We start from the raw sequence: 24,408 nt of genomic DNA, 5'->3' as shown, positions 1-24,408 counted from the left end.
AGCGTCCTCTCGCGATTCGGCACAGCCATGTCCCATCGGCACCCGCCATCTCCACCGTGCGGGACACCACGGAGCGTCTACTCGCGATTCGGCGCAGTCAGGTCCCGCTAGCCATCCTGGGTAGGGCTTTGGGGTGCCGGTTGGGGAATGGCAGAGGCGTTGTCGGGTAATGGTTTCCGGGGTCAGAGGAGGAGGGCTCCGGCGCGTTTGACGGTTTTGATGATGGGGGCGGTTTCGATCGAATTGATGCCTTGTAGTGGGGCGATTCGGTCGGTGAGGTAGGTGCTCAGGTCGGTGGTGTCGCGGCAGTTGATTGCGGCGAGGAGGTTGGTTGAGCCGGTGGTCAGGGCGGCGAAGGCGACTTCGGGGTGGTGGGAGAGGGCTTCGGCTACGTCGACTACGTGGGCGGGTTGGGTGTTGATCCATAGGCGGGCCTCGGTGTGGAAGCCGAGTGCGGCGGGCGGTAGGTCGAGGTGAAGTTGTAGGACGCCCGTTCGGCGCAAGGCGGCTAGGCGGCGCTTCACGGTGGACTCCGACCATCCGGTCACCGCCGTCAACTCCGCGTAGGAGGCGCGGCCGTCCCGATTGAGTGCGTGCAGTAGCGATCGATCGCCGTCGTCCAATTCGACAGGCGCAGCGGAAGTTTCGACAGGTGACGGTTCGAGGAGCACCGCCTGTTCCGGCGAAAGTGCCACCACGCCTTGCCATCCCGACGGCAACGCGAATCCACGCAACACGAGATGCGCCGAAACCGAGACCACCCGACTGGTGCGCGGCAGTTTGTGCAGCAGCAACGCGTCCTGCTCCTGGCTGCTCGCGGCCTGCACGGTGCACGACACCTCGGTGCCGCCGGACAGCAGATACACGAACGAGGTGTCCGCCCGATCGGCCAGCGCTTTGGCCACCGAAGCCGCGGCATCGGGCGTACAACGCACCCGCACCGTCCACGACACATACCCGAGCCGCCGCCCGTTCACCATCCCGACCACCCGCAAGGTGCCGTCCCCACGCAGCTTGCGGTAACGGCGAGCAACCGTGTTCTCCGAAACGCCGAGCACCGAAGCAATGTCGCGGAACGCAGCCCGCCCATCGATATGCAGCGCATGAATCAGCCCACGGTCGACGGAATCCATTGGATCAGGGTAGATCGGTGACAGTATTCGACGTTGCGGTGATCGGCCGCGCCTCGATCACCAGCGTCCCCGATCACGGGCCACACCCCGATCGCGCGGCAACCGACGGGCGATGGCACATCGCGCGACAGCCGCAGGGAGTGCAACCCGCTATGTGCACCAAAGCCGATGAGACCCGTCCCACGCGGACGCTTTCCCCACCTCACCCCGGAAATTCCCCCTGACCGGCGCGAAACTGTCCACCCAGGCCGACCCCGTTACCCAACCGGACCAAACCCGTTCACATTGCGTTGAGATAGCTGGTCCAGGGTGATCCCATGACTGGTTCGATCTCCCGCCGCACCCTGCTGCGCACCTCCGCTCTCGGCCTGGTGGCTGCCCCCGCGCTGGCCGCGTGCTCGTCGAACGACGGGCCGGGCCTGGTCCGGCCGCGGCCGGTGCTGACACACGGTGTCGCGGTGGGCGACCCGCGGACCGACGGCGCGCTGATCTGGGCGCGCGCGGACCGCCCGGCGAAGCTGATCGTGGAGACGGCGTCCACCGAATCGTTCACCAACGCCAAGCGATTCACCGGACCGTTGCTCACCCCGGATTCCGACGGTACCGGCCGGGTGCGGATCAACGGTTTGCCCGCGGGCGAGCAGGTGCACTACCGGGTAACTCTGGAGGGCGACGACGGCGGCAAGTCCGAACCGATCACCGGCGTGTTCCGCACGGTCCCCACCGGCGCGTCCGACATCCGGTTGCAGTGGTCCGGTGACGTGGTCGGCCAGGGTTACGGCATCAACCCGGACCTCGGCGGTATGAAGATCTTCTCCACCATGGCCGCCCGCGACCCGCACCTGTTCCTGCATTCGGGCGATTCCATCTACGCGGACAACCCGGTGAAGGAATCAGTGACACTCCCCGACGGGCGAATCTGGCGCAACATCGTCTCGGAGGCGAAAAGCGCTCCGGCGCAAACCCTCCAGCAGTACCGCGGCGCCTACGCCTACAACCTGACCGACCAGAACTATCTGCGCTTCAATTCCTCGGTCGCACAGGTCGTGCAGTGGGACGACCACGAGACGGTCAACAACTGGTACCCCGGCGGCCTGGTCGCGGAGTCCAAGGGCTACACCGAGCGCAACATGGACGTCCTGGCCACCCGCGCCTGGCAGGCGTTCCACGAGTGGATGCCGGTGGAGCCCAAGGAAGCCGTCGACGGACGCCTCTACCGCAAGATCTCCTACGGCCCGCTGCTCGACATCTTCGTGCTGGACATGCGGACCTACAAGGACACCAACGACGCGAACAACGGCCCCGAGGGTCGCATTTTCGGTCCGGCACAGACGAAGTGGCTGATCGAGGGTCTGCGCGACTCGAAGGCCACCTGGAAGATCGTCGCCAACGATTTGCCGCTCGGCGTGGTCGTCAAGGACGGCGAGCAGCCGAACACCACCGCGTTCGAGGGTCCGGCCAACGCCGATCCCGGCGCGCCGTCCGGCCGCGAAACCGAGATCGCCCAGGTGCTTTCGTCGATCAAGGCGAACAAGGTGACCGACGTGGTGTGGCTGACCGCCGACGTGCACTACACGGCCGCGCACCACTACGCCCCCGAGCGCGCGGCGTTCACCGACTTCGACGGCTTCTGGGAGTTCGTCTCCGGACCGCTCAACGCCGGCGCGTTCGGCCCCAACCCGCTGGACGCGACCTTCGGCCCGGAGGCGGTTTTCGTGCACGCGCCCACGGTGCAGAACAGTTCGCCGCTGGATGCCTTCCAGCATTTCGGCGAGGTGCTGATCGACGGCAAGTCAAGGGAACTGACAGTCAATCTGTGCGATGCGAGCGGATCGGTGCTGTTCAGCCAGCGACTCGAACCGACCGTCCGGTAGCTCTCGAGATCGGGGAGGCGGCGCGGGCCGCGCTGTAGTAGCTTTCGTGCCATGAGCACGCCGCAGTTTGTCTCCGCCGAGGAATACCTACCCCGCGATACGGCGGATGTCGTTCGCACGGTTCGGGATTCACGCGGCCGCGCGGAACCGCTCACCGTGCGCGGCGGCGAGCAACTCGACGATGGACTGACGCTGCCCGCCCAGCCGACGGTGGTGTCGCTGCGCCGGATGAATCAGGTGCTCGACATCAATCTGGGGCGGCGGACGGTGCGCGTGCAGGCGGGCGCCAAGCTGTCCGACATCGATCGGCGGCTCGGCGCGCACGGGCTCGGCCTGCCGATCGTCGGCGACCATCGCGACATCACCGCGGGCGGATTCGCGTCTGTGGGCGGGGTGAGCGCGGCGTCGCACAAGTACGGCATGTTCATCGATCAGGTCGTCGACCTCGAGTACGTCGACAACGACGGACGTATCGGCACCTGCGGGCGCACCCACCATGCCGAGCGGTTCCACCGCATTCTCGGCGCGGGCGGGCGCGCGGGCATCATTACCGCGCTCACCCTCGACGTGATCGACATCGACAAGGACCGCACCTGGCTGACCACCAATGCCGACCGGTTCCTCGACTTCGACTCGTTCGTCGAACACGCCTACGCGGAGATCATGCGGCCCGGCAACGCGGCGTTGCAGGTGGGTCGCTGGGTCGACACCGCACCGTTGAAGGTGGCGCGCCCGGGCGGCGTCGGGCATGTGCAGTTGGGCACCGTGCGTTTCGGCCAGTGGTCGACCCTGCACCCCACCGCACCGACCCGTTCGGTGCGGGCCCGGCGCGAGGTCGGCTCCCGCGCGCGGAAATCGCTGGGCGTCATCGCCTCCGCCGCCAGCGGACCCGCAGGCATGCCGCTGCGCAACGCCGCGGCCGGCGCGGTGCTGTTCGCGCCGAAGGTGCAGACCCTGCGCGACGCCGAATACCTCGCCGACACCGCCCTCAGCTCGTCCGAGCGCGGCCCCGCCTACCGCGTCGGCATCTTCGCGCCCCTGTCCAGCTACACGTCGGTCTTCTACCGCCTGCACGACCTGTTCGCCGGCCACCGCGAGCGCACCGGCTGCTTCACCGTCATCTCCGCCATGACCTACGGCGTCCGCTCCCGCTACCTGCGCTCCGAGTCCGCCGCCCGCGGCCTCTCCCCCGAAGACCACGGCCTCATCACCTTCACCAGCCGCCTCCGCCCCGCCGCCCTCCCCTCAGACCTGTTGCGCGACATAGTCTCCGGCATCGACGAAATCTGCCGCTCGGAAAACGCACTGCGCTACGAGTCGGAGGAGTAGGCGGTTTCCACCGTCCTGACGCGCTGCCCACTCCGGCCAGCGCGTCAGAACCGTCCCCTCGATATCGCCACCGTCCCTCGATATCGCCGAATCCGTACCGTCCCACGCCGAACGGAACGGAACGACACCGTGCGACACGACACCGCACCGCACCGCACCGCACCGCACCGCACCGCACCGCACCGCACCGCACCGCACCGCACCGCACCGCACCGCACCGCACCGCACGGACCAATAGCTCAGCAGCCACCGATGCCCCACTCGACAACGCCCCGCTCAACCTCCCGCCGAACGGACACCACTGCACCAGATCGCTCGGCCGCCACGCTGACGTCCCGCCCGCCAACGCCCCTCACGGCAAACGGGACATCACGCGCTAAGTCACAAGATCGGCCGCGCTGACATCCCGCCCTATAACACCCTCCCGGCGAACGGGACACAGCTGCGTCGAATCCCGAGACAGCCCACGCTGACGTCCCGCCCGATGCCAAGACTCACGTCGAACGGGACATCACCGAGCAAAAGCGCGAGATCAGCCACGGTGAAGTCCCACTCGATGCCGAGACTCACGCCGACCGGGGCATCACTGCGTTAAAGTGCGAGATCGGCCACCGTGGAGTCCCGCTCGACAACGACACTCACGGTGAGCGGGGCATCAGCGCACTTAGATGCAGGACATGACGCTGTGATGTCCTGCCCTGCAAGGAGACTCGGACTGCCGAGAGTCGGATGGTAACGGTGCTGCGCCAAATCGGTAGGTCGCCGGTGAAGTCCCGCCCAACAACAGCTCTCCCACCAAACGGGATATGACTGCATCGAATTGCGGGGCGGGTCACCGTGAAGTCCCACCGCATAACGAGACTCACGGCGAACGGGACACAGCTGCGCCGAATCACGAGACAATCCACGCTGACGTCCCGCCCGATGCCAAGATTCACGCCGAACGGGACATCACCGCGCAACCGAACGCCGAACGGGCCATGATCGCGCCGAATCGCATACCAGCGCATCCTGAAGTCCCGCCCGACAACGACTCTCATCGAACGGGACTCAGCCGCGCCGAATCGCAGGGCTGCGCACGGTCAAGGCCCGCTCGATACCGAGGCTGACGCCGAACGGGACATCACCGCAACGAATCGCGGGGTCGGCGAAGGTGGAGTCCCGCTCGACAACGACGCCCGCCCCGAACTGGACATGGCGACGCCGAGCGGGCATAACGAGGTCCAGCTCGATGAATGCCGGGCGCAGACCTTCTGATTTCTCGCACAGCGAATGGCATGCGATTCTTGTGCGGGAAATCGAGCGGTGTGCGGCTATTGGGGGTGCTTGTAGCCCGTATACCGAACGGGGACATGGCTCGGCCGAATCGCGAGCCAGAGCGCGTTGGTGTACCGCTCGGCGACTATCGGTCCGAGCGGGACATCAGCGGCGCCGCGGTACCGGATTGTAGAGACATACCTGAGTAGTGGTGTGAGCGGTGGTGTGACGCCCATCGGACCAAGAGGCGTTCGATGGGCGTCCACGGTGGGTGAGCGTTAGGCGGAGGCTGCTGCTGCGGCGCTGAGGGGGGTGAGTACTGCGGCGAGGGGGCCGAGGATCGAGCTGCCGGTTCCCGCGATGGAGCTGCCGCCGTCGAGGATCGAGCTGCCGGCTCCGGCGATCGAGCTGCCGCCGTCGAGGGCTGCGCTGCCGGAGGTGAGCGCGGCGCTGCCCGGGCCGAGGATGGAACTGCCGGATTCCAGGCCCTGGGCCAGTGCTGCTCCTACTTTCAGCGCGGCGGTGACGGTGGCCAGCAGGGACGTGAGATCTGTTGCTGGAGCTGCCATTTGGACGCTTTCGGCGGGTGCGGACTTCGCGGTGTCAGCTGAGTCGACGGAGTCGGATTCGGTGCTGCTCGGAGCGGCCGGTTTGCTTGCCGTGGGGGTGAGGGCCGCGCTGCCGGACTGCAGGCTTTCTGCGAACACCGCTCCCGCGTTGAGCGCGGCGCTGATGTTGGTCAAAAGTGCGGTGAGATCGAGTGGCGGAAGCGCGATTTGAGCATTCGGCCTAGCAGCAGTGTCGGCCTGATGGTGAGGGCGGGGCGTGTTCGTCCGGCCGGGCAGCGCCGTCGGCTCGGCCGGCGTGAGCGGCAGTCCGAGTCCGGTCGGGCCCACCTTGTCGCTGGATGGCAGATCAGGTAGTGCATCCGCGTCGATCGTCGGCCGTACCGGCCACGCGTGCCTGCCGACCGTGACCGGCTGCTGCGTGTCCGCGGCCGGTTCGGTGACCGGCGCCAGGGGCGGCAGGTCGGTCATGGTGGCGGTCAGGATCGCCGCTTGATTCTCGGGTGACGGCCCGTGTTCGGTGGCGATACCGGTAGCGATCAGTGCGGTCATCGAGAGCATGGCCAACCGCATCGAACCGAGAGGGTTCCGTCTTGCGTTGTGTTTGCCCATCAGTTGTCGTCCTTAGTAACGAATCGATCGATTCAGTTGTGCCCGCACGTCGGTGTCACCGGATGCGACGAATCGGGCGCGGCTACTCGCGCACGTTCGCCCATGGTCGAGCATGGATTGGGGTGAAGATCGAAAACGTCCGGTGTCCTGAGATGCGGCCATTTCGGATGCCACGCATCGTATCGGACCGATCGTCTCCCGCGCTAGGTTCCGCAGCCGAATCCCGCGCTTTCACAGCCCGATTGCCACCAGGCCGCTGGACAGCAGTTAGATCTTGCCTACTCTCGCGCCGAGATGTTAATGTTATTCAAACGTAATACGAACCGTGGAGTCTGAATTATGCGTCTTTCTCCCGCTCTGATCCGTTCCTTACTTACTTGTCTTGTCATACCAACTTCCGCCGCCTGCCTAGTCGCGCTGAGCCCGGCAGCCCTGGCTGCGCCGCAAGCCCAGTCGGTCGCCGCGGAGGTGGTCAGCCGCACCAACGCCGAACGCGCGAAGACCGGATGCCCCGCCCTGAAGGCCGAAAGTCGCCTAACCCAGGCTGCCCAGGCACACACGGAAGGCATGGCCGCCCGCGGCGTCCTGGACCACAACTCGCCCGAAGGCAGTCCGGGCGACCGCATCAAGGCGGCCGGCTACCGCGCGAGCGCCTGGGCCGAAAATATCGCCTCGGGTCAATCGAGCGCATCCGCCGTGGTCGACGGATGGATGCACAGCGCAGGCCACCGCGCCAATATTCTCAATTGCAGCCTTCGTGATATAGGTGTCGGATTTGCCAAAGGTAGAAATGGCACCCATTATTGGACACAAGACTTTGGTACGTCCAGTGGACAGAACTCGAATCAATCCCCCGGGCGCGCATAGGTAAAGGCTCCGACTAGTCGCAGTTGAATTCAACGGAAATTAGGGCGGGGAAGCCGAATTTCCGGAGCAGCAATTGCGTTTATCGGTAACTGACAACCCAGGTTCTGCGCGCGGAACCGTGACCACTGGTAGCGATAGGCCGACCAGTTGCCAACCTATCGCTATCCGTCATGCCGCACGCCGGGCCATGCCGCCCGTCTGTCGGCACCGGCGGCGTCGTGCGCTATCTGCTGCGGAACTGACGTAACCGACTGGGTGCGTATGGAATTCACCACGCGGGACTATGACGGTGGTCAGCCGAAGTAGAGGTTTCAGCCAACCACGCCATCCCGGATCGACTGCGGGACATCACTCCTCGCTCATACGAGTTCGCCGGCGCATACATCGCGAGTTGAGCAACAGATACGACTAGGGCCGTGGCAATCGGGAATTCCGACTCCAGATGGACACAGAACGGGGAGTTACGACTCCCGTGCCGTCCCGCTCGGCAACCACTGCCGCGACAAGCGGGACATGATCGCACCGAACCGCGAGACAGCTCACACCCACGTCCCACCCGGCAAGCACCCGCACGCCGAACGGGACACGACAGCGGCAAATCGCGGCACCAGGAGCGCTGATGTCCCGCTCGGTGACAAGACACGGCCGGTGCTGCTGGATATGCAGTGCGGCGTGCGCAGGCCACCTCGCCCGCCGGCGCAGAGCTCGGATGGCGGGATGGGAGCCCCCAGACAGCATTTGGCGAACACTCCCATCAAATCGGCGGCAAACTTTATACTGTGACCGGCCGCAGATGGTCGCCAGGTGGTAGCGGCGACGAGCGGCTCGGCGCAGCAGGTGGGTGCCGTGCGTGTGTTCAGCCGTTCACGTGTGAAGGTTGCTGTGCCGATGCCCGAATTTCGTGCTGCCCCGGTGAGATCCGCTGATCGTAAACGTCATCGCCCACCGGAGGGATCGCTGATCGGGCAGCGCGTGCTGATCACCGACGCGTGTTCCGACATCGGCCGGGCCACCGCGAATGTGCTTGCCGCCCAAGGCGCTCAACTGCTGCTGGTCGCGCGCGGCAGCGACGAGCTCATCGCCGCCTGCGCGGAGATCCGCTCGGACGGCGGTGTGGCGGACTGGAATCGCTGCGACATCTCGGCACTCGGCGACGTCGATCAGCTGGTCACCTGGGTGCTCGGCGAGTTCGGCACGGTCGACGTGCTGATCAACACCGCCGGACGCCCCGTGCGCAGACCGGTAACCCAGTCGCTGCACCGATTCCGCGACTACCAGCGCATGATGGCCACCAACTACTTCGGCCCGCTCCGCCTCACCCTCGGCCTACTACCCGCGATGCTGCGCTCCGGCTCGGGCCACGTGATCAACGTCGGCCCCTGGAACGCGAACACCGGCGCCGCACCGAATTTCGCCTCCTACGCCAGCGCCCAGGCCGCCTGGACCACCTTCGGCCAATGCGCCGACGCCGAACTCGCCCCGCACGGCATCCAGGTCACCGCCGTCCACTACCCCGCCTTCCGCACCGACACCGACTCCGCCCACTACAGCGAAGAGTCCACCCTCGAAGCCGACCAAACCGCCCACCGCATCGAATCCGCCATCCACACCCGAGCCCCCCGCCTCGAACCCCGCTTCACCCGCACCCTCTACGCCCTAGCCGGCGTAGCCCCCCGCTCCACCGCCCGCCTCATGCACGCCTTCGGCATCTAGCCCGATCCAGCCCGCCCCACTCGACGCACGCTGCAACCACCTGACGCACGCTGCAACCCGCCTCAAGAGCACACAACCTGCGTCAAGTCAGGCCTCGTACGACGAACCCGCCTGACCGCTGCTGCCATCTGTGCCATGCGAGCCCCCACGCTGCCACACCTCTACGCACTTTCGGACGTAACCTTCGCGTCGGCGGTCCGAGCTGGGATCGGGCATCAGGTCATCGCTCAAAGCGGCGATCCTGGGACGGGTTTCGATCGAGTCGATGCGAGACGGTAGCGAGTCCGTCGGTGTCGCGTTCGCCTCGGCTCACTTTGGAGGGCCCGTGCCCCACTTGACCCGCCCAGCACCCAATTGACGCACGCAGCAACCTGCGTCAGGACCACACAATCACCCAGAAATGTCGAATGCCCCCTCCGCACACAGCGGAGGGGGCATTCGACAACTAACTCAGTGCTTTTCCGGACCCAGGTAGTACTCGAAAACCAAACCCGCAGCCGCGATCAGGATGCAGATGACGCCGAGCCCGATCAACCAGAACTGGAAGAACGCCAGCCCGAGGGCGGTGATGGCGCCGGCTCCGGCCAGGGTGATGGGCCAGAAGCTGCCGGGCGAGAAGAAGCCCAGATCGCCTGCGCCGTCGACGATCTCGGCGTCCTCGTAGTCTTCCGGACGCAGGTCGAGGCGACGTGCGACGAAGCGGAAGTAGGTGCCGATGATCAGCGACAGGCCGGCGGTGAGGACGGTCGCGGTGGTACCCGCCCATTCCACGCCGGTGCGGGACACGCCGGTGAAGTAGCCGTAGACAATCGCGACGATGATGAAGAACACCGTCAGCAGTTCGAAAATCCGCGCTTCGATCTTCATATCAGATCAGTCCCTTACTTTGCCTCGGCCGCGGTCTTGGTCGTGCGCTCGGTGTTGAACGGCCGGGTCGACGTGGCGACCGGCGATTCACCGATGGAGTCGAGCGCTTCGGCGTTGGTCTTGCCCGCCTTGCGCGCGTCCAGGTACTTGGTGAACTTGTCCGGCGAGACCGCGCGCACCTCGAAGTTCATCATCGAGTGGAAGGTGCCGCACATTTCCGCGCAACGGCCGACGAACGCACCTTCCTTCTCGATCTTGGTGATCTGGAAGATGTTGTCCGAGTGGTTTTCCTTCGGGTTCGGCATCACGTCGCGCTTGAACAGGAACTCCGGCACCCAGAAGGCGTGCACCACGTCGGCGGCGGCGAGCTGGAACTCGATCACCTTGTTGGTCGGGAGCACCAGGACCGGCACCTCGGTGCTGGAACCGTAGGTCTCGACGGTGTCGTAGTGCAGGTAGGACAGGATGTCGTTCTCCGGCTTGCCGTGCACCGGGCCCGGCTGCGGGTGACCGTCCTTGGTCCGTTCCTTGTACTCCTCGAGCTGCTCCTGGTTCGACGCCTCACGCGTGGTGTCGATGCCCTTGAACGAGTAGCCGTCCTTGAAGTCCACGTTGCGGTAACCGAACTTCCAGTTCCACTGGAAGGCGGTCACGTCGACCGTGACGTCGGGGTTGTCCACCTTTTCGTGCACGTAGTTCTGCACGACGACGGTGAAGTAAAACAACACCGCGATGATGACGAACGGCACCGCCGTGTAGGTCAGCTCCAGCGGCACGTTGTAGCCGGTCTGCCGGGGGAATTCCGGGGAGTCGGCCTTCTTGCGGTGGAAGGCGACGGTCCAGAAGGTCAGACCCCACACCAGCACGCCCATCAGCAGGGCGGCGACGACCGACCAGGTCCACAGCTCCCGCATCCGGGTGGCCTGCGGCGTGATGCCCGAGGGCCAGCCGAACCGCAGCCAAACATTGTCGATCGAGCAGCCCGAGACGAGCACCGCGGTGATCCCGAGGGACACCGCCAGCCCGGCCCGCCGAAGGATCCGTCCCCGGGCCGGACGTGCCCCGATCTCTTCGCTCGCCTTGTGCGCCACGCTCACGCCTTCCTGGTCGCCACACATTCCGACATTTGCACCGCCTGGGCTGCGACCGCCCGGCGATACGTTCTAAGCACATGTCAGGCCCGTCCCGGGTCGAGCGCGTGCGCCGCCTGAGAATGGCCTGAGTACTACGCAGCGTAGACCAAACGGAGGCCGTCATTGTCGTCGGGTCGCATTCGACACTCCGCCGATCGCGGTCACCAGCGCCTCCGTGATCAAAACCCCTGGACAGGGTGCGCGCGACGCGCGAAGGGGGCGTGTGCGGCATACTCGGACACAACATTTCGGCCGCTGTGCTCACCGCGAGGGCAGGCTCCGGCACGTCCCGGAACGACCACTCGCGGCAGACACCGCGCACCGCCCCCGCAAGACATTCGGACGCGCCGGTTTCCGGCCGCGTCCCGACCGGAGAAACGAGGTTGCCGACGCCGTGTGTGGACTGCTCGGGTTTCTGACATCTGACGAGGCAGCGCCTGGCGTGGTGGAGCAGGTGTACGACGCATTGCACTGCGTGCGCCACCGCGGCCCCGACGAACGCGGCACCTGGCACGACGATCACATGATCTTCGGCTTCAACCGCCTGTCGATCATCGACATCGAACACTCGCACCAGCCGCTGCGCTGGGGTCCGCCGGAGAACCGGGAGCGCTATGCGCTGACCTTCAACGGCGAGATCTACAACTACATCGAGCTGCGCAAAGAGCTGGCCGAGGCGCACGCCGCGGAGTTCGGCGAGGATGCGATCTTCCTGACCGAGGGTGACGGCGAGGCCGTCGTCGCGGCGTTCCACTACTGGGGTCCGGAGGCCGTGCGCAAGCTGCGCGGCATGTTCGCGTTCGCGATCTGGGACACCGAGACCAAGGAACTGTTCCTGGCGCGAGATCCGTTCGGGATCAAGCCGCTGTTCCTGGCCACTGGTGCTCGCGGGACCGCGTTCGGCAGTGAGAAGAAGAGCCTGCTGGAACTTCTGCCCGCACTCGACCTGACCGATGCGCTGGATCCGCGCGCGCTGGAGCACTACACGGTGTTGCAGTACGTGCCGGAGGCGGAGACGCTGCACAAGGACATCCGGCGGCTGGAATCCGGCAGCTACGCGACGGTCGGCCTCGGACAGGCGCCGAAGGTCACGCGATACTTCAACCCGCAGTTCAAGATTCGCCCATTCGCCCCGGGTTCGGAAGCTGCCCGCTACCGCGAGATCGCCGAGGCGATGGAGGATTCCGTCGCCAAGCACATGCGCGCGGACGTCACCGTCGGCTCGTTCCTGTCCGGCGGCATCGACTCCACCGCGGTCGCGGCGCTGGCCATGCGGCACAACCCGAAGCTGATCACCTTCACCAGCTGCTTCGAACGCGAGGGCTACTCGGAGGCCGACGTCGCCGCCGAGACCGCCGCGGCGATCGGCGCCAAGCACGTGATCAAGACCGTCTCCCCCGCCGAGTTCGCCGCCGCGATTCCCGAAATCGTCTGGTACCTCGACGATCCCGTGGCCGACCCGGCGCTGGTGCCGCTGTACTTCGTCGCGAAGGAAGCGCGTAAGCACGTCAAGGTGGTGCTGTCCGGTGAGGGCGCCGACGAGCTGTTCGGCGGCTACACGATCTACCGGGAGCCGTTGTCGCTCAAGCCCTTCGAGTACCTGCCCGGCGGGTTGCGCAGGCTGGCGGGCAAGCTCTCCGAGCGCATTCCGGACGGCACCAGGGGCAAGAGCCTGCTGCATCGCGGCTCGCTCGGCCTGGAGGAGCGCTACTACGGCAACGCGCGCAGCTTCAGCGACGCCCAATTGCGTTCCGTGCTCCGCGAATTCCGCCCCGAGTGGACCCATCAGGACGTGACCGCGCCGATCTACGCGCAGTCACGCGGCTGGGACCCGGTGGCGCGCATGCAGCACCTGGACCTGTTCACCTGGTTGCGCGGCGACATCCTGGTCAAGGCCGACAAGATGACCATGGCCAACTCGCTCGAATTGCGGGTGCCGTTCCTGGATTCCGAGGTGCTGAAGGTCGCCGAGGGGCTGCCGTTCGAGCAGAAGATCACCAAGGAAACCACGAAATACGCACTGCGCCAGGCGCTCGAGGGCATCGTGCCGCCGCACGTGCTGCACCGCGCCAAGCTCGGTTTCCCGGTTCCGCTGCGGCATTGGTTGCGCGGCACCGAACTCTACGACTGGGCCCACCAGCAGATCCTCGAATCGCAGACCGATCACCTGCTGAACAAGACCGCGATCAGCGACATGCTCGTCGCCCACCGCGCCGGCACCTCGGACCACAGCCGCCGGTTGTGGACGCTGCTGGTGTTCATGGTGTGGCACGGGATCTTCGTCGAGGACCGGATCAAGCCGGAGATCCAGGAGCCGGTTTACCCGGTCTCGCTGTAGGTCGACACGAAGTGCCCCTCGCCGAAAGGTTGAGGGGCACTTCGCGTCTGATGACAGAGCAGCTGCGCGGACTCGTTGACGCTGCACCGCTCGAACAGGCACACCAGAACTCACCTTGACCGGCGAACCCGGGCCTGTAGACAGAACACGAAAGTGCCCCTCGGCGAAAAGCGGAGGGGCACTTCACGTTTGCGAATCGAAGCGGCCGTTGGACGCCGCGACGAGTTCCCGGATCGGCCAGCAACGAATTCCGATCGCGTGCATGGGTTCTCACCCCGCGCACGACTACGGCGAACTCGCGCGCACATCTCGCCCACAACAGCATCACATGCGCTGCCGCACAGCAGGTGCGGCAGCGTTCAGGTGAAGCGGATCAGAGCAGCGGCTTGATCTCGGCGGCGGCCTCGGCGCCGTAGGCGCCGGCCAGGCGCTCGAGCGCGGTCTCCTTGTTGAGCGTCCACTCCTGCGTGCCCATGGTCTCCAGGACCAGCACCGCGATGAGCGAACCCAGCTGAGCGGAGCGCTCCAGGCTCAGCCCTGCGGTGTGTCCGGTGAGGAAGCCGGCGCGGAACGCGTCACCGACACCGGTGGGCTCGACCTTCGTGGTCTCCGGGACCACGCCGACGGTCAGCTCGGTGCCGTCCTTATCGACGATCTGCACGCCGTCCGCGCCGAGCGTGGTCACCCGGATGCCGACGCGCTGCGCGATCTCCGCCTCGCTGAGTCCGGTCTTCTGCAGCAGCAGCGCCCACTCGTACTTGTTCGTGAAAAGGTATGCGGCGCCGTCGATCAGCTGCACGGCCTGCTCGCCGTCGAGGCGGGCCAGCTGCTGGGACGGGTCGGCCGCGAACGGGATGCCGAGTTCGCGGCACTGCGCGGTGTGCACCAGCATCGCGTCGGGGTCGTTGGCGCCGACCAGCACCAGGTCCAGCGTGTGCGCCTTGGCGAGCTCGCCGATGGAGATGTCGCGGGCCTCGCTCATCGCGCCCGGGTAGAACGACGCGATCTGCGCCATGTCGTCGTCGGTGGTGCAGACGAAGCGGGCGGTGTGCGCGCGCTCGGAGATCAGTACGCCGGAGCAGTCGACGCCGTGCGATTCGAGCCACTGGCGGTATTCGGCGAAGTCGGCGCCCACGGCACCGACGAGCAGGGGCGTGCGGTTCAAAAGCCCCATGGCGTAGGCGATGTTGCCTGCGACGCCGCCACGGCGGATCTGCAGATCGTCGACGAGGAAGCTGAGCGACACGTGGTCGAGCTGATCAGCCAGCAGTGCGTCACGGAACCGTCCGGGAAAACGCATGAGGTGGTCGGTGGCAATGGACGCGGAAACGGCGATGGACACGAGGCTGGCCCTTCAACGGTAGGCGGCAGGCGGTGCAGACCGGGAACGAGTCCCAGCATCACCGTACCAATGTTGGACGGCGGCTCGGACCCCTCGATAGGGGGGAACCGGTCGGCGAGATGCTCGGCGGCGCGCGATCGTTGGGCCGCGAAGCCGCTCTCCGCGGGTCGCCGGACCGCCCGAATCCTGACGAAATCCGACGCCTTCACACCGCGGTCCGCGGCGGCCGTTCGCCGTTCGATCACGACGCGCCCGGAAACGCGCAAACCCCACGTGCAGACTTCACACGTGGGGCCGGGCTGTTACGCGGTGAACCCGCTTACGACGAGTCGGACGGGTTCGGTCAGTTGAACGAATCGCCGCAGGCGCAGGAGCCGGTGGCGTTCGGGTTGTCGATGGTGAAGCCCTGCTTCTCGATGGTGTCGACGAAGTCGATGGAGGCACCCTGGATGTACGGGGCGCTCATCCGGTCGACGGCCAGCTTGACGCCGCTGAATTCGACAACGATGTCGCCGTCGAGCGAGCGATCGTCGAAGAAGAGCTGGTACCGCAGGCCGGCACAGCCGCCGGGCTGCACGGCGATGCGCAGCGCCAGGTCGTCGCGACCCTCCTGGTCCAGCAGCGCCTTCGCCTTGCTGGCGGCAGCATCGGTCAGCACGGCACCGTGGGTTTCGGTGGCGGTCTCGTTCTGCACAGTCATGAACTCTCCTCGAGGAACCTGTCGTCGACCCGTGAACAGCGCACGGGTCGTGTCGGTCAACACCACTCGGCGGGCTGCTATTCCCCATCTTGCCACCACCGCGCGCGCAGGAACACGCAACCTACGTGACCCGGCACACCTGCGCGAATCGGACCGCATTTCCCGCCGCGTATTCCATCGAATAGCCTGGTCGATGTGAAATTGTTCCGTCGCGGCGAGTCCAGCACCACCGACGCGGCCGCCGATCAGACGGCGGTCGTGGACGGCGGCTCGACCGCGGGCACCACTCGCACGGCGGTCACCGCCACCGCGGGCAAGGGCCGTCCCACTCCGAAACGCCGTGACGCGCAAGGCAAGCGACGCGGCCCGATCGCTCCAGCACCGCTCACCGCGAAGGAGGCCCGCGCCCGGCGCAAGGCCACTCGCGGCAGCAAGGAGGAGCGCAAACAAGCCTCGGCCGAGCGCAAGGCGGCGGTCCAGGATCGGCGCACGCGCATGCTCGCAGGCGAGGACAAGTACCTGCTGCCGCGCGATCAGGGGCCGGTGCGGGCGTTCGTGCGCGACATCGTCGACGGCCGGCGCAATCTGGTCGGGCTGTTCATGCCGATGGCGCTCGTGCTGATCCTGTCGATGTTCGTGGCGCCCGCGCTGCAGACGATCGTCACGCTGGCCATGCTGGTGATGATGTTCTTCATGATCGCCGAGGGATTCCTGCTCGGGCGGATCGTGAACGGGCGGGTCAGGGAGCGTTTCCCGGATTCGGAGGACACCGGGTACAAGCTCGGCTGGTACGCGTTCGTGCGCGCCTCGCAGATCCGGAAGATGCGGGCGCCGAAGCCTCGGGTCAGTCCTGGAGATGCCATCTAGGTTGTGCGCTGCGGTGTGTTCGGCCGGACCGCTGGACGCCCGCGTTAACCGTCCTTGACGGCCCGAAACACCCCGAACATGATTGCGGCCCGGCTCGTGTACTCGAGCCGGGCCGCGGTCGGTTGCGGACACATGCGGATCAGATGTTGGTGGTTCGGCCGTGCATGGCCGACAGATCGGCCTGCATGCGCTGCATATCGCGATCGGTGACGTTGGACGAACCCGCCGGCGCCGAGTAGTGCGCGACCGCTGCGGCGAAGGTGATGATGACTGCCAAGGTGATCAGAAAAGTAATCATGGCAGTAATTTTGCGCTCGATGAGTTCCCGCCGAAAGTGGCTGAACTGACATAGTTCGTAAATATTCAGCCATTACACTGGAGCCATGCTGTCGAAGGTTGCGGTCGTGCTGTCCGAGCGCATGGCCATGTTCGAATTCGGGGTGGTCTGCGAGGTTTTCGGCCTCGACCGGAGCGCCGACGGGTTGCCCGCGTTCGACTTCAAGGTCTGCGGCGCGGAGCCGGGGAAGCCGCTGCACTCCAGCACGCCCGGCATCACGCTGACGCCGGAGTACGGGCTCGAGGAACTGGCGACGGCCGATCTGGTCGCCATTCCGGCCTTCTCGTCCAGGAGCGGGATCGACCCGCGACTCGTGGACGCCGTCCGGGACGCCGCGGCCGCGGGCGCGATCGTGTTGACCGTCTGCTCGGGCGCGTTCCTCGCCGGCGCGGCCGGGCTGCTCGACGGACGCAAATGCACCACGCACTGGACGCACGTCGACGCGCTGGCCGCGCTGTATCCGGAGGCGACCGTCGATCCCGACGTGCTGTTCGTCGACGCGGGCAACCTGATCACCAGCGCGGGCACCGCCGCGGGCATCGACGCCTGCCTGCACCTGGTCCGCCGCGAACTCGGCAGCGCCGTGGCCAACGCGATCGCCCGCCGGATGGTCGTGCCGCCGCAACGCGACGGTGGGCAGCGTCAATTCATCGAACGCCCCGTCGCCACCTGCACCTCCGACAGCCTGATGTCGACCCTCGAATGGATGAACGAGAACCTCGACCTCCCCCACACCATCGAAGACCTGGCCGCCCGCGCAACCATGTCCACTCGCACCTTCGCCCGCCGCTTCGCCGCCGAAACCGGAACCACCCCGGTCAAGTGGCTGACCAACCAGCGCGTCCTACTGACCAAACAGCTACTCGAGGAAACCGACCTCGGACTCGAACAAATCGCCACCCGCGCAGGGTTCGGTTCGGGCGCGTTGCTGCGACACCACTTCCAGCGGTTGGTCGGCATCGCACCCACGGAATACCGCCGTCGCTTCGGCGCGAACCTGGATGCCGTCGAGACACCCGCCTGATACTCACGCAGCACTCGGCCTCGGAACAGGTCGCGCCGAGGCGGTGTTCAATTCCGGCACGCTGCTGCGGCACCCCCTCCAAAGCCAGTCGGCATCGCGCCCACCGAATACCGCCACGGCAACAGGATCTCCGCGAGCGCCGAGACGAGGGTGACGCGCAATTCGCCGGAGGACGCGCGCTTTGCCCGTTGCCGAAGTGGATGGGTCGATGAGGATTGATACCGTGCTGACGTGTCGCACAGTGTCTCGTCCGAGCCGCGCCGGACCCTCGTCCTCGGCGGCGCGAGGTCGGGCAAATCCACCTATGCCGAAGACCTGGCCAAGGCGGCCGGGCCGGTGCGTTATCTCGCGACCTCGATTCCCGACCCTGCCGACCACGACTTCGCGGCCCGCATCGCGACGCACCGCGAGCGCAGGCCCGCCGACTGGGCGGTGATCGAAAGTGCCGACCCGGCGGCTGTTCTCGGCGAACCGGTGGACGGCACCACGCTGATCGATGACATCGGCACCTGGCTCACCGCGCGGATCGACGCGCGCGACGCTTGGGAATCTCCGCGCGGCACGGTCACCCCCGACGCCGACGCCCTCGTCGCCGCGGTGACCGCCTACTCGCGACGCCTGGTCATCGTGAGCCCCGAGGTGGGGATGGGCATCATCCCGGCCACCCGCTCCGGTCGCCTGTTCCGCGACGAGATCGGCACCCTGAACCAGCGCCTTGCCCAAGCCTGCGACGAAGCGTTCCTCGTCGTGGCCGGACTCCCCCTGCGGCTCAAGTGAATCGCCCTGGTCTGTCGGCGGGTTGGGGACGGGTGCTGTGTGCTGCGTGGCCCGCGGCGGGCAAGATTGAGCGGCGTATGAGTGTTTGGACCGCCCTGACCGGAAAGGCTCGATAGTGACACACGGATTTGGACCGGTGACGCCTCCTGACGCACAGGTTCGGGTGGCGGCCGAGCAACGGCAGGCGCAGTTGACCAAACCCGGCGGGTCACTCGGGCGGCTGGAGGAGATCGGCAACTGGGTCGCGGCCTGTCAGGGTGTGTGCCCGCCGAAGCAGTTCGAGCGGGCCAGGGTTGTGGTGTTCGCCGGGGATCACGGCGTTGCGCGGCACGGGGTTTCGGCGTACCCGAGCGAGGTCACCGCGCAGATGGTGGCGAACTTCCTCGGCGGTGGGGCGGCGGTGAATGCGCTTGCCGTGGTCGCTGGTGCGACCGTTCGGGTGGCGGATATTTCGGTCGACGGTGAGACCGATTCGCTCGTCGCCAAGCACAAGGTGCGGCGTTCCAGCGGGTCCATCGACCGCGAGGACGCGTTGACCGTCGAGGAGGTCGAGGCCGCCCTCGCCGCGGGCAAGGCGATCGCCGACGAGGAGATCGACGCGGGCGCCGACGTGCTCATCGCGGGCGACATGGGCATCGGCAACACCACCCCGGCCACCGCCCTCATCGCGACGCTGACCGACACCGAACCCGTTGCCGCCGTTGGGCGCGGCACCGGCGTCGACGATGCGGGCTGGGCGCGCAAGGTCGCCGCGATCCGGGACGCGATGCGCCGGGCGCGTCCGGTCGTCAAGGACCCGGTCGAACTGCTGCGCGTCGCCGCGGGCGCCGACTTCGCCGCCATGGCCGCGTTCCTCGCGCAGGCCGCTGCCCGGCGCACGCCCGTCATCCTGGACGGTGTGGTCGTCACGGCCGCCGCGCTGGTCGCCGAGGATCTGTCCGCAGGCTCGTCGGCCTGGTGGCTGGCCGGCCACCGCTCCACCGAACCCGCCCACAACCTGGCGCTGCAACGCCTCCGCCTCGACCCGCTCCTCGACCTGAACATGCGCCTCGGCGAAGGATCCGGCGCCCTCACCGCCCTCCCCCTCGTCCGCGCCGCCGTCGCCGCCCTGACGGAGATGTCCACGTTCGCGGAAGCAGGCGTGAGCACCGCCGACACCGACTCCGAAATCGCTACGCCCGCAGAGACTCCCCCGGCCGCGCCGGATTTGCGGAAATGAGCGAGCGGCCGTCGGGGCTCGAAGCCAGCACGACCGGGCGTGGCGAGCCCATCGACGGCCGCGGCTATTCCCTTGCCGCACAATGTCTCCCGAGTACGGGATTGCCATCTTCGAATGCACGCGACGCATCCGTCGATGAGATCCCGTCCACGTCGGCGAGCGACCTGCCGACGCTGCTCGACGGCTCCATCGGCGCGGGGCGCAGATCCTTGTCGCTGGGCACGCGCGAGCCGTCCGCAGCGAGCAACCGGCCATCGCTGGTCGAGACCTCCATTGGAGATGCCCACGAACCCATCGGCAGCCACGGCAATCTCCTTGCGGAACAACGTTATTGCGGCCCATACGGTGACCGTCACTCGTCTCATGACTGCCTCGGCAGCACGCTCACCTGGCTCACCGAGCCGGCGGCGGCGCGCTCGACCCTTGCCATCGATCGGGCGATCAACTCCCGACTGAGATGGTCGGCGTCCGATGAACGCGACAACTCACTCGAGCCGGTCGGCGTGCCTATGCCGACGGTGCGTCGGAGTAACCGGCCGTCGCCGGCTGAAACCTCCGCCCGTGATGCCCGCGAATCTGTCGGCAACCGCGTCGATTCGCTTGCGGTACAGCGTGTTTGCGCGGACATCGACGGTGCCTCGCCGCCTCGTGTCAGCTTGGGACTGCCCGGATGAACGGGTTGCGGCTCGCGGTTTCCTGGCTCACGGTTTTGCCGGTGCGTGGGCCGGACAATGTTGACCGGGTTGCGGCGGGGCGGGCAATTGCGTTGGCGCCGTTGGTCGGTGGGCTGCTCGGGGCGGGGGCGGCCGGGCTGCTGTGGGTGTTTGTGTGGGCAGGGGCTAGTTCCGTGCTTGCCGGACTGCTGGTGGTCGCGGCGTTGGCGTTGATCACACGGGGCATGCATCTGGATGGGCTCGCCGACACTATGGACGGGCTCGGCAGTTACGGTCCGCCCGAGCGGGCCAGGCAGATCATGAAGAGCGGCGGCGCGGGCCCGTTCGGGGTAGCCGCCCTCGTGTTCTCCATTGGCATCCAAGCGTTTTCGTTCGCCGCCCTCGCCGAGGCGGACCGCTGGTTCGCCGTAGCCCTCGCCGTCACCGTCGGCCGCGTCGCAGTAGTCCTCGCCTGCCGCAAAGGAATCGACGCCGCCCCCGACGCCAACTTCGGCGCCCTCGTAGCCGGCACCCAACCCCCACTCACCGCCGCCGCCTGGTCCATCGCCGCCCTCGCCGCCGCCGCCCTAACCACCCCCAACCACTGGCAAGGCCCCCTTGCCACCCTCCTCGCCCTGGCCGCCTCAACCATCCTCGTCCGCCACACCGTCCGCCGCTTCGCCGGCCTCTCCGGCGACGCCCTCGGCGCAACCATCGAACTAACCGTCTCCCTAACCGCCGCCACCGTCTCCCTCACCCTCTGACGCCAGGCTCATGCCCAACGGGACACGACAAGGCCGCCACCCACACATTCCGCAACCAAGTCCCATCGATCATGACCCGGCTCGACGAACGGGACATGTCAGCGCACCTTCTCGCACTTCGCCGCAACCATGTCCCGTTGAGCACGGTTCAGCTCGGCAACTGCCCGGGAGCTGGGCCATCGCCCGGGCTTGAAAGTCCGAGCACTACCCAGGGTCAAGTTTGACGGCGTTCGCTTGCCTGCGGCATGAGGATCAGCGCAGTAATCCCTGCTCACCGCGCTGCCTCATTTGCAACGGGTCATGACGGAGCCGCCACCCACGCATCGCCGCAACCAAGTCCCATCGATCATGACCTGGCCCGACCACCGGGACATGACGGCGCACCTGCTCGCACGTCACCACCATCATGTCCCGCGGATCATCGTCCAACCCGACCAACGGGACATCACGGCGGATCTACTCGCACTTCGCCGCTGCCAAGTCCCGTTGATCATGATCCGACCCCGCCAACGGGACATGACGGCGCACCTTGTCGCACTTCGCCGCAGCTGTGTCCCGTTGATCATGGGCCGGCTCGCTGGGCAGTAGGCATTGTTGGGTACTCGAGCAGATCGGCGCTCGAATCTCTGCCGTGCCGACGGGATTTCATGATCAACGGGACATGGTGGCGGCATCGGGCGGGTGAGGTCGGACACTGTGGTCCGTTGATCTTGGTTCGGGGATTGGTGGGCGGATGTCCAGGATTTCGGGGGGCGGGGAGTTGGGCGCAGCAAACTATTTGCGGCTGCGGCGCGCGGATCGTCTGGGTCGGGCAATAAGGTGTGCGGTATGTCTTCTGAGCGCCTGTATTTTCGCCAGCTGTTGTCGGGGAGGGACTACGCCGTCGGCGATCCGATTGCGACGCAGATGCGGAATTTCGCGTATCTGATCGGGGATCAGGAGACGGGCGAGTGCCTGGTGGTCGATCCGGCGTATGCGGCCGGTGATCTGGTCGATATCGCCGAGGGGGACGGGCTACGGCTGACGGGGGTGCTGGCCACCCATCACCATCCGGACCATGTGGGTGGGACGATGCTCGGGTTCACCCTGGGCGGGGTGCGTGAACTGCTCGAAAAGACAAGTGTCCCAGTGCATATCAACGCGCAGGAGCTTTCCTGGGTGGCCAACGTCACCGGCATCGCGCCGAGCGAACTCACCGGCCACGAGCACGGCGACAAGGTGAGCGTCGGTGCCTTCGACATCGAGCTGCTGCACACGCCCGGGCACACGCCGGGCAGCCAATGCTTCCTGTTCGACGACCGGCTCATCGCGGGCGACACCCTGTTCGTCGACGGCTGCGGCCGCACCGACTTCCCGGGCGGCGATTCCGACGAAATGTTCCGCAGCCTGCGCTATTTGGCCGAATTATCCGGCGACCCGGTCGTCTACCCCGGGCACTGGTATTCGCAGGAGCCCTACGCCCCGCTGTCCACTGTCCGGGACAAGAACTATGTGCTGCGCCCCAAGACCCTCGACGAGTGGCACATGTTCATGCCCAGCTGAGTTGGCGCGCACGTAGGCATCGCCGACACGGTGCCGACCCGCTCGAGCACGGACGACGGGTCGGCCATCGTCACACGCCGAGTTAACGGCTCGGGCACTCACCTGAGGCGAGCGCGCAACGCGTCGAGACGGATGGGCCGCAACACGTCGAGGCGAAACCTCAGCACGAGCGGCCGAGCCGAATGACACACCGTGGCGGCAAATCGCGAGCCCCGCCACGGTGCACCACTCACGAACTACATTCCGCGCATCCACCCGTGGATGTCGGCGAACGTACCGCGCTGAATCCCGGTGAGCGTGTCACGCAACGCCATGGTGACCTCGCCGGGCTCGCCGCCACCGATGGTGAACTCTCCGTCGTCGGAGCGGACCCAGCCGACGGGGGTGATCACCGCGGCGGTACCGCACGCGAAAACCTCGGTGATCTCACCGGATTCGGCACCCTTGCGCCATTCCTCGACCGACACCTTGCGCTCTTCGACCTTGAATCCGGAGTCGGCGGCGAGGGTGAGCAGCGAGTCGCGGGTGATGCCGGGGAGCAGCGACCCGGACAGTTCCGGGGTGACCAACCGCGCGTCCGAGCCGGAGCCGAAGACGAAGAACAGGTTGTTGGTGCCCATCTCCTCGACGTAGCGGCGCTCGCACGCGTCCAGCCAGACCACCTGGTCGCAGCCCTTTTCGGTCGCCTCGGCCTGGGCGAGCAGCGACGCGGCGTAGTTGCCCGCGACCTTCGCCTCGCCGGTGCCGCCGGGCGCGGCGCGCACGTACTCGGTCGACAGCCACACCCGCACCGGCTTCACGCCACGCGGGAAGTAAGCGCCGGCCGGGGACGCCATGAGCAGGTACTTGTAGCCGGAAGCGGGCTTCACGCCGAGCCCGGCCTCGGTGGCGAACATGAAGGGGCGCAGGTACAGCGAGTCCTCGCCGCCCGCGGCGGGCACCCAGTCGCGATCCACCTCGAGCAGCTGACGCACGGATTCGATGAACAGTTCCTCGGGCAGCTCGGCCATCGCCATCCGGCGCGCGGACCTGCGGAACCGCGCGGCGTTCGCGTCGATGCGGAAGCAGGCGACGCTGCCGTCGCTGTGCCGGTACGCCTTGAGTCCCTCGAAGATGGCCTGGCCGTAGTGGAAGACCATGGTCGCGGGGTCGAGCGCCAGCGGTCCGTACGGCTCGACGCGCGCGTTGGTCCACTCGCCGTCGGTGTAGTCGATCGAGACCATGTGATCGGTGAAGAACCGCCCGAACCCGGGCGCCGCCAGTACCTCTTGTACCCGCTGCGCCGGGGCGGGCGCGGGATGCGGGACACGGGCAAACTGTGCAGCAACGGTCATGGCCCTGATCCTAACCAAGCCGCTTTCAAGCTTTGCGGCCGATTGCCCCTCGGACCGCAGAACTTCCCGCCACCCCAGCCACTCGCGCACCAATCTGCACCCCGTGTCCCAATTCGCCCCAGGAAATCACACCGTGCAGTACGCACCTTGCGCACTGGGG

The 24,408-nt window shown here is 66.7% G+C and carries 21 protein-coding genes; 12 read left to right on the top strand and 9 right to left on the bottom strand.

The genetic code is table 11. The features are described from left to right. Positions 1–182 precede the first annotated feature (182 nt). Positions 183–1,133 (bottom strand): Lrp/AsnC family transcriptional regulator, encoded by a 951-nt coding sequence (locus F3087_RS35540; protein ID WP_150406513.1) that lies wholly within the window; start codon positions 1,131–1,133, stop codon positions 183–185. A 317-nt stretch (positions 1,134–1,450) separates the two neighbouring features. Here F3087_RS35540 and F3087_RS35535 point away from each other — a divergent pair, with 317 nt between their 5' ends. Together F3087_RS35535 and F3087_RS35530 are read left to right on the top strand one after the other, a co-directional pair. Further along, complete coding sequence (locus F3087_RS35535) at positions 1,451–3,007, top strand: alkaline phosphatase D family protein (protein WP_150406512.1); 1,557 nt, start codon at positions 1,451–1,453, stop codon at positions 3,005–3,007. Between the two features lie 51 nt (positions 3,008–3,058). Beyond that, positions 3,059–4,336, top strand: coding sequence for an FAD-binding oxidoreductase (locus tag F3087_RS35530; RefSeq protein ID WP_150406511.1), 1,278 nt, complete (start codon positions 3,059–3,061; stop codon positions 4,334–4,336). Between the two features lie 1,050 nt (positions 4,337–5,386). On the opposite strand, the gene F3087_RS46215 is transcribed toward F3087_RS35530, so the two are convergent. Next, positions 5,387–5,551 carry a hypothetical protein gene (locus F3087_RS46215; RefSeq protein ID WP_191094311.1) on the bottom strand — a complete coding sequence of 55 codons (165 nt, stop codon included), beginning with the start codon at positions 5,549–5,551 and terminating at the stop codon, positions 5,387–5,389. Between the two features lie 320 nt (positions 5,552–5,871). After that, positions 5,872–6,711, bottom strand: coding sequence for a hypothetical protein (locus tag F3087_RS35520; RefSeq protein ID WP_150406510.1), 840 nt, complete (start codon positions 6,709–6,711; stop codon positions 5,872–5,874). Between the two features lie 399 nt (positions 6,712–7,110). On the opposite strand from F3087_RS35520, the gene F3087_RS35515 reads away from it, so the two are divergent. Together F3087_RS35515 and F3087_RS35510 are read left to right on the top strand one after the other, a co-directional pair. After that, a complete protein-coding gene (locus F3087_RS35515; RefSeq protein ID WP_150406509.1) occupies positions 7,111–7,638 on the top strand; it encodes a CAP domain-containing protein in 528 nt (175 codons plus the stop codon). Positions 7,639–8,550: 912 nt separating this feature from the next. Continuing rightward, positions 8,551–9,351 carry an SDR family NAD(P)-dependent oxidoreductase gene (locus F3087_RS35510; protein ID WP_191094310.1) on the top strand — a complete coding sequence of 267 codons (801 nt, stop codon included), beginning with the start codon at positions 8,551–8,553 and terminating at the stop codon, positions 9,349–9,351. A 450-nt stretch (positions 9,352–9,801) separates the two neighbouring features. On the opposite strand, the gene F3087_RS35505 is transcribed toward F3087_RS35510, so the two are convergent. Further along, the gene (locus tag F3087_RS35505) at positions 9,802–10,218 is read right to left on the bottom strand and encodes a cytochrome c oxidase subunit 4 (protein WP_150406507.1); all 417 of its coding nucleotides are present in this window, start codon (positions 10,216–10,218) and stop codon (positions 9,802–9,804) included. Positions 10,219–10,232: 14 nt separating this feature from the next. Next, a complete protein-coding gene (gene ctaC, locus F3087_RS35500; protein WP_375917751.1) occupies positions 10,233–11,336 on the bottom strand; it encodes an aa3-type cytochrome oxidase subunit II in 1,104 nt (367 codons plus the stop codon). 409 nt (positions 11,337–11,745) lie between these two features. On the opposite strand from ctaC, the gene asnB reads away from it, so the two are divergent. Next, positions 11,746–13,689: an asparagine synthase (glutamine-hydrolyzing) gene (gene asnB / locus F3087_RS35495; RefSeq protein WP_150406505.1), complete on the top strand. Its 1,944-nt coding sequence runs from the start codon at positions 11,746–11,748 to the stop codon at positions 13,687–13,689. 373 nt (positions 13,690–14,062) lie between these two features. Here the strand turns inward: asnB and F3087_RS35490 are convergent, their stop codons facing one another. After that, entirely contained in the window at positions 14,063–15,031 is a 969-nt protein-coding gene (locus F3087_RS35490; RefSeq protein WP_150406504.1) for a carbohydrate kinase family protein, read from the bottom strand. 343 nt (positions 15,032–15,374) lie between these two features. Next, complete coding sequence (locus F3087_RS35485; protein ID WP_069165132.1) at positions 15,375–15,731, bottom strand: HesB/IscA family protein; 357 nt, start codon at positions 15,729–15,731, stop codon at positions 15,375–15,377. Positions 15,732–15,989: 258 nt separating this feature from the next. On the opposite strand from F3087_RS35485, the gene F3087_RS35480 reads away from it, so the two are divergent. Beyond that, entirely contained in the window at positions 15,990–16,598 is a 609-nt protein-coding gene (locus F3087_RS35480; protein ID WP_223885608.1) for a DUF3043 domain-containing protein, read from the top strand. 139 nt (positions 16,599–16,737) lie between these two features. Here the strand turns inward: F3087_RS35480 and F3087_RS46210 are convergent, their stop codons facing one another. Beyond that, complete coding sequence (locus F3087_RS46210) at positions 16,738–16,896, bottom strand: hypothetical protein (RefSeq protein WP_191094309.1); 159 nt, start codon at positions 16,894–16,896, stop codon at positions 16,738–16,740. 85 nt (positions 16,897–16,981) lie between these two features. On the opposite strand from F3087_RS46210, the gene F3087_RS35475 reads away from it, so the two are divergent. From F3087_RS35475 to F3087_RS35450, 6 genes are all read left to right on the top strand, one after another. Then, positions 16,982–17,959 carry a helix-turn-helix domain-containing protein gene (locus F3087_RS35475; protein ID WP_150406502.1) on the top strand — a complete coding sequence of 326 codons (978 nt, stop codon included), beginning with the start codon at positions 16,982–16,984 and terminating at the stop codon, positions 17,957–17,959. A gap of 231 nt (positions 17,960–18,190) precedes the next feature. Continuing rightward, entirely contained in the window at positions 18,191–18,736 is a 546-nt protein-coding gene (locus F3087_RS35470) for a bifunctional adenosylcobinamide kinase/adenosylcobinamide-phosphate guanylyltransferase (protein ID WP_150406501.1), read from the top strand. A 115-nt stretch (positions 18,737–18,851) separates the two neighbouring features. Beyond that, positions 18,852–19,955 (top strand): nicotinate-nucleotide--dimethylbenzimidazole phosphoribosyltransferase, encoded by a 1,104-nt coding sequence (gene cobT / locus F3087_RS35465; protein WP_150406500.1) that lies wholly within the window; start codon positions 18,852–18,854, stop codon positions 19,953–19,955. Beyond that, positions 19,952–20,629: a hypothetical protein gene (locus tag F3087_RS35460; RefSeq protein WP_150406499.1), complete on the top strand. Its 678-nt coding sequence runs from the start codon at positions 19,952–19,954 to the stop codon at positions 20,627–20,629. Before cobT ends, F3087_RS35460 begins: the two co-directional genes overlap by 4 nt. Next, a complete protein-coding gene (locus F3087_RS35455) occupies positions 20,626–21,372 on the top strand; it encodes an adenosylcobinamide-GDP ribazoletransferase (protein WP_150406498.1) in 747 nt (248 codons plus the stop codon). The genes F3087_RS35460 and F3087_RS35455 overlap by 4 nt, the downstream gene beginning before the upstream one ends. An 828-nt stretch (positions 21,373–22,200) precedes the next feature. Then, complete coding sequence (locus F3087_RS35450) at positions 22,201–22,914, top strand: MBL fold metallo-hydrolase (RefSeq protein ID WP_040733343.1); 714 nt, start codon at positions 22,201–22,203, stop codon at positions 22,912–22,914. 236 nt (positions 22,915–23,150) lie between these two features. Here the strand turns inward: F3087_RS35450 and F3087_RS35445 are convergent, their stop codons facing one another. Then, on the bottom strand, positions 23,151–24,248 hold the full coding sequence (locus F3087_RS35445) for a branched-chain amino acid aminotransferase (protein WP_150406497.1): 1,098 nt from the start codon (positions 24,246–24,248) through the stop codon (positions 23,151–23,153). Positions 24,249–24,408: the final 160 nt, after the last annotated feature.

Source organism: Nocardia colli (assembly GCF_008704205.1).
Lineage (GTDB): Bacteria > Actinomycetota > Actinomycetes > Mycobacteriales > Mycobacteriaceae > Nocardia > Nocardia colli.
The sequence above is the reverse complement of the archived record's forward strand: the minus strand, read 5'-3'. Positions and strand labels throughout refer to the sequence as shown.

Coding starts and splice junctions, on each gene's coding strand:
- F3087_RS35535 (WP_150406512.1), top strand. CDS start 1,451: ATGACTGGTTCGATCTCCCGCCGCACCCTGCTGCGCACCTCCGCTCTC.
- F3087_RS35460 (WP_150406499.1), top strand. CDS start 19,952: ATGAGCGAGCGGCCGTCGGGGCTCGAAGCCAGCACGACCGGGCGTGGC.
- F3087_RS46210 (WP_191094309.1), bottom strand. CDS start 16,896: ATGATTACTTTTCTGATCACCTTGGCAGTCATCATCACCTTCGCCGCA.
- F3087_RS35475 (WP_150406502.1), top strand. CDS start 16,982: ATGCTGTCGAAGGTTGCGGTCGTGCTGTCCGAGCGCATGGCCATGTTC.
- F3087_RS35530 (WP_150406511.1), top strand. CDS start 3,059: ATGAGCACGCCGCAGTTTGTCTCCGCCGAGGAATACCTACCCCGCGAT.
- ctaC (WP_375917751.1), bottom strand. CDS start 11,336: ATGTGTGGCGACCAGGAAGGCGTGAGCGTGGCGCACAAGGCGAGCGAA.
- F3087_RS35450 (WP_040733343.1), top strand. CDS start 22,201: ATGTCTTCTGAGCGCCTGTATTTTCGCCAGCTGTTGTCGGGGAGGGAC.
- F3087_RS35505 (WP_150406507.1), bottom strand. CDS start 10,218: ATGAAGATCGAAGCGCGGATTTTCGAACTGCTGACGGTGTTCTTCATC.
- F3087_RS35540 (WP_150406513.1), bottom strand. CDS start 1,133: ATGGATTCCGTCGACCGTGGGCTGATTCATGCGCTGCATATCGATGGG.
- F3087_RS35520 (WP_150406510.1), bottom strand. CDS start 6,711: ATGACCGCACTGATCGCTACCGGTATCGCCACCGAACACGGGCCGTCA.
- F3087_RS46215 (WP_191094311.1), bottom strand. CDS start 5,551: ATGCCCGCTCGGCGTCGCCATGTCCAGTTCGGGGCGGGCGTCGTTGTC.
- F3087_RS35445 (WP_150406497.1), bottom strand. CDS start 24,248: ATGACCGTTGCTGCACAGTTTGCCCGTGTCCCGCATCCCGCGCCCGCC.
- F3087_RS35485 (WP_069165132.1), bottom strand. CDS start 15,731: ATGACTGTGCAGAACGAGACCGCCACCGAAACCCACGGTGCCGTGCTG.
- F3087_RS35455 (WP_150406498.1), top strand. CDS start 20,626: ATGAACGGGTTGCGGCTCGCGGTTTCCTGGCTCACGGTTTTGCCGGTG.
- F3087_RS35515 (WP_150406509.1), top strand. CDS start 7,111: ATGCGTCTTTCTCCCGCTCTGATCCGTTCCTTACTTACTTGTCTTGTC.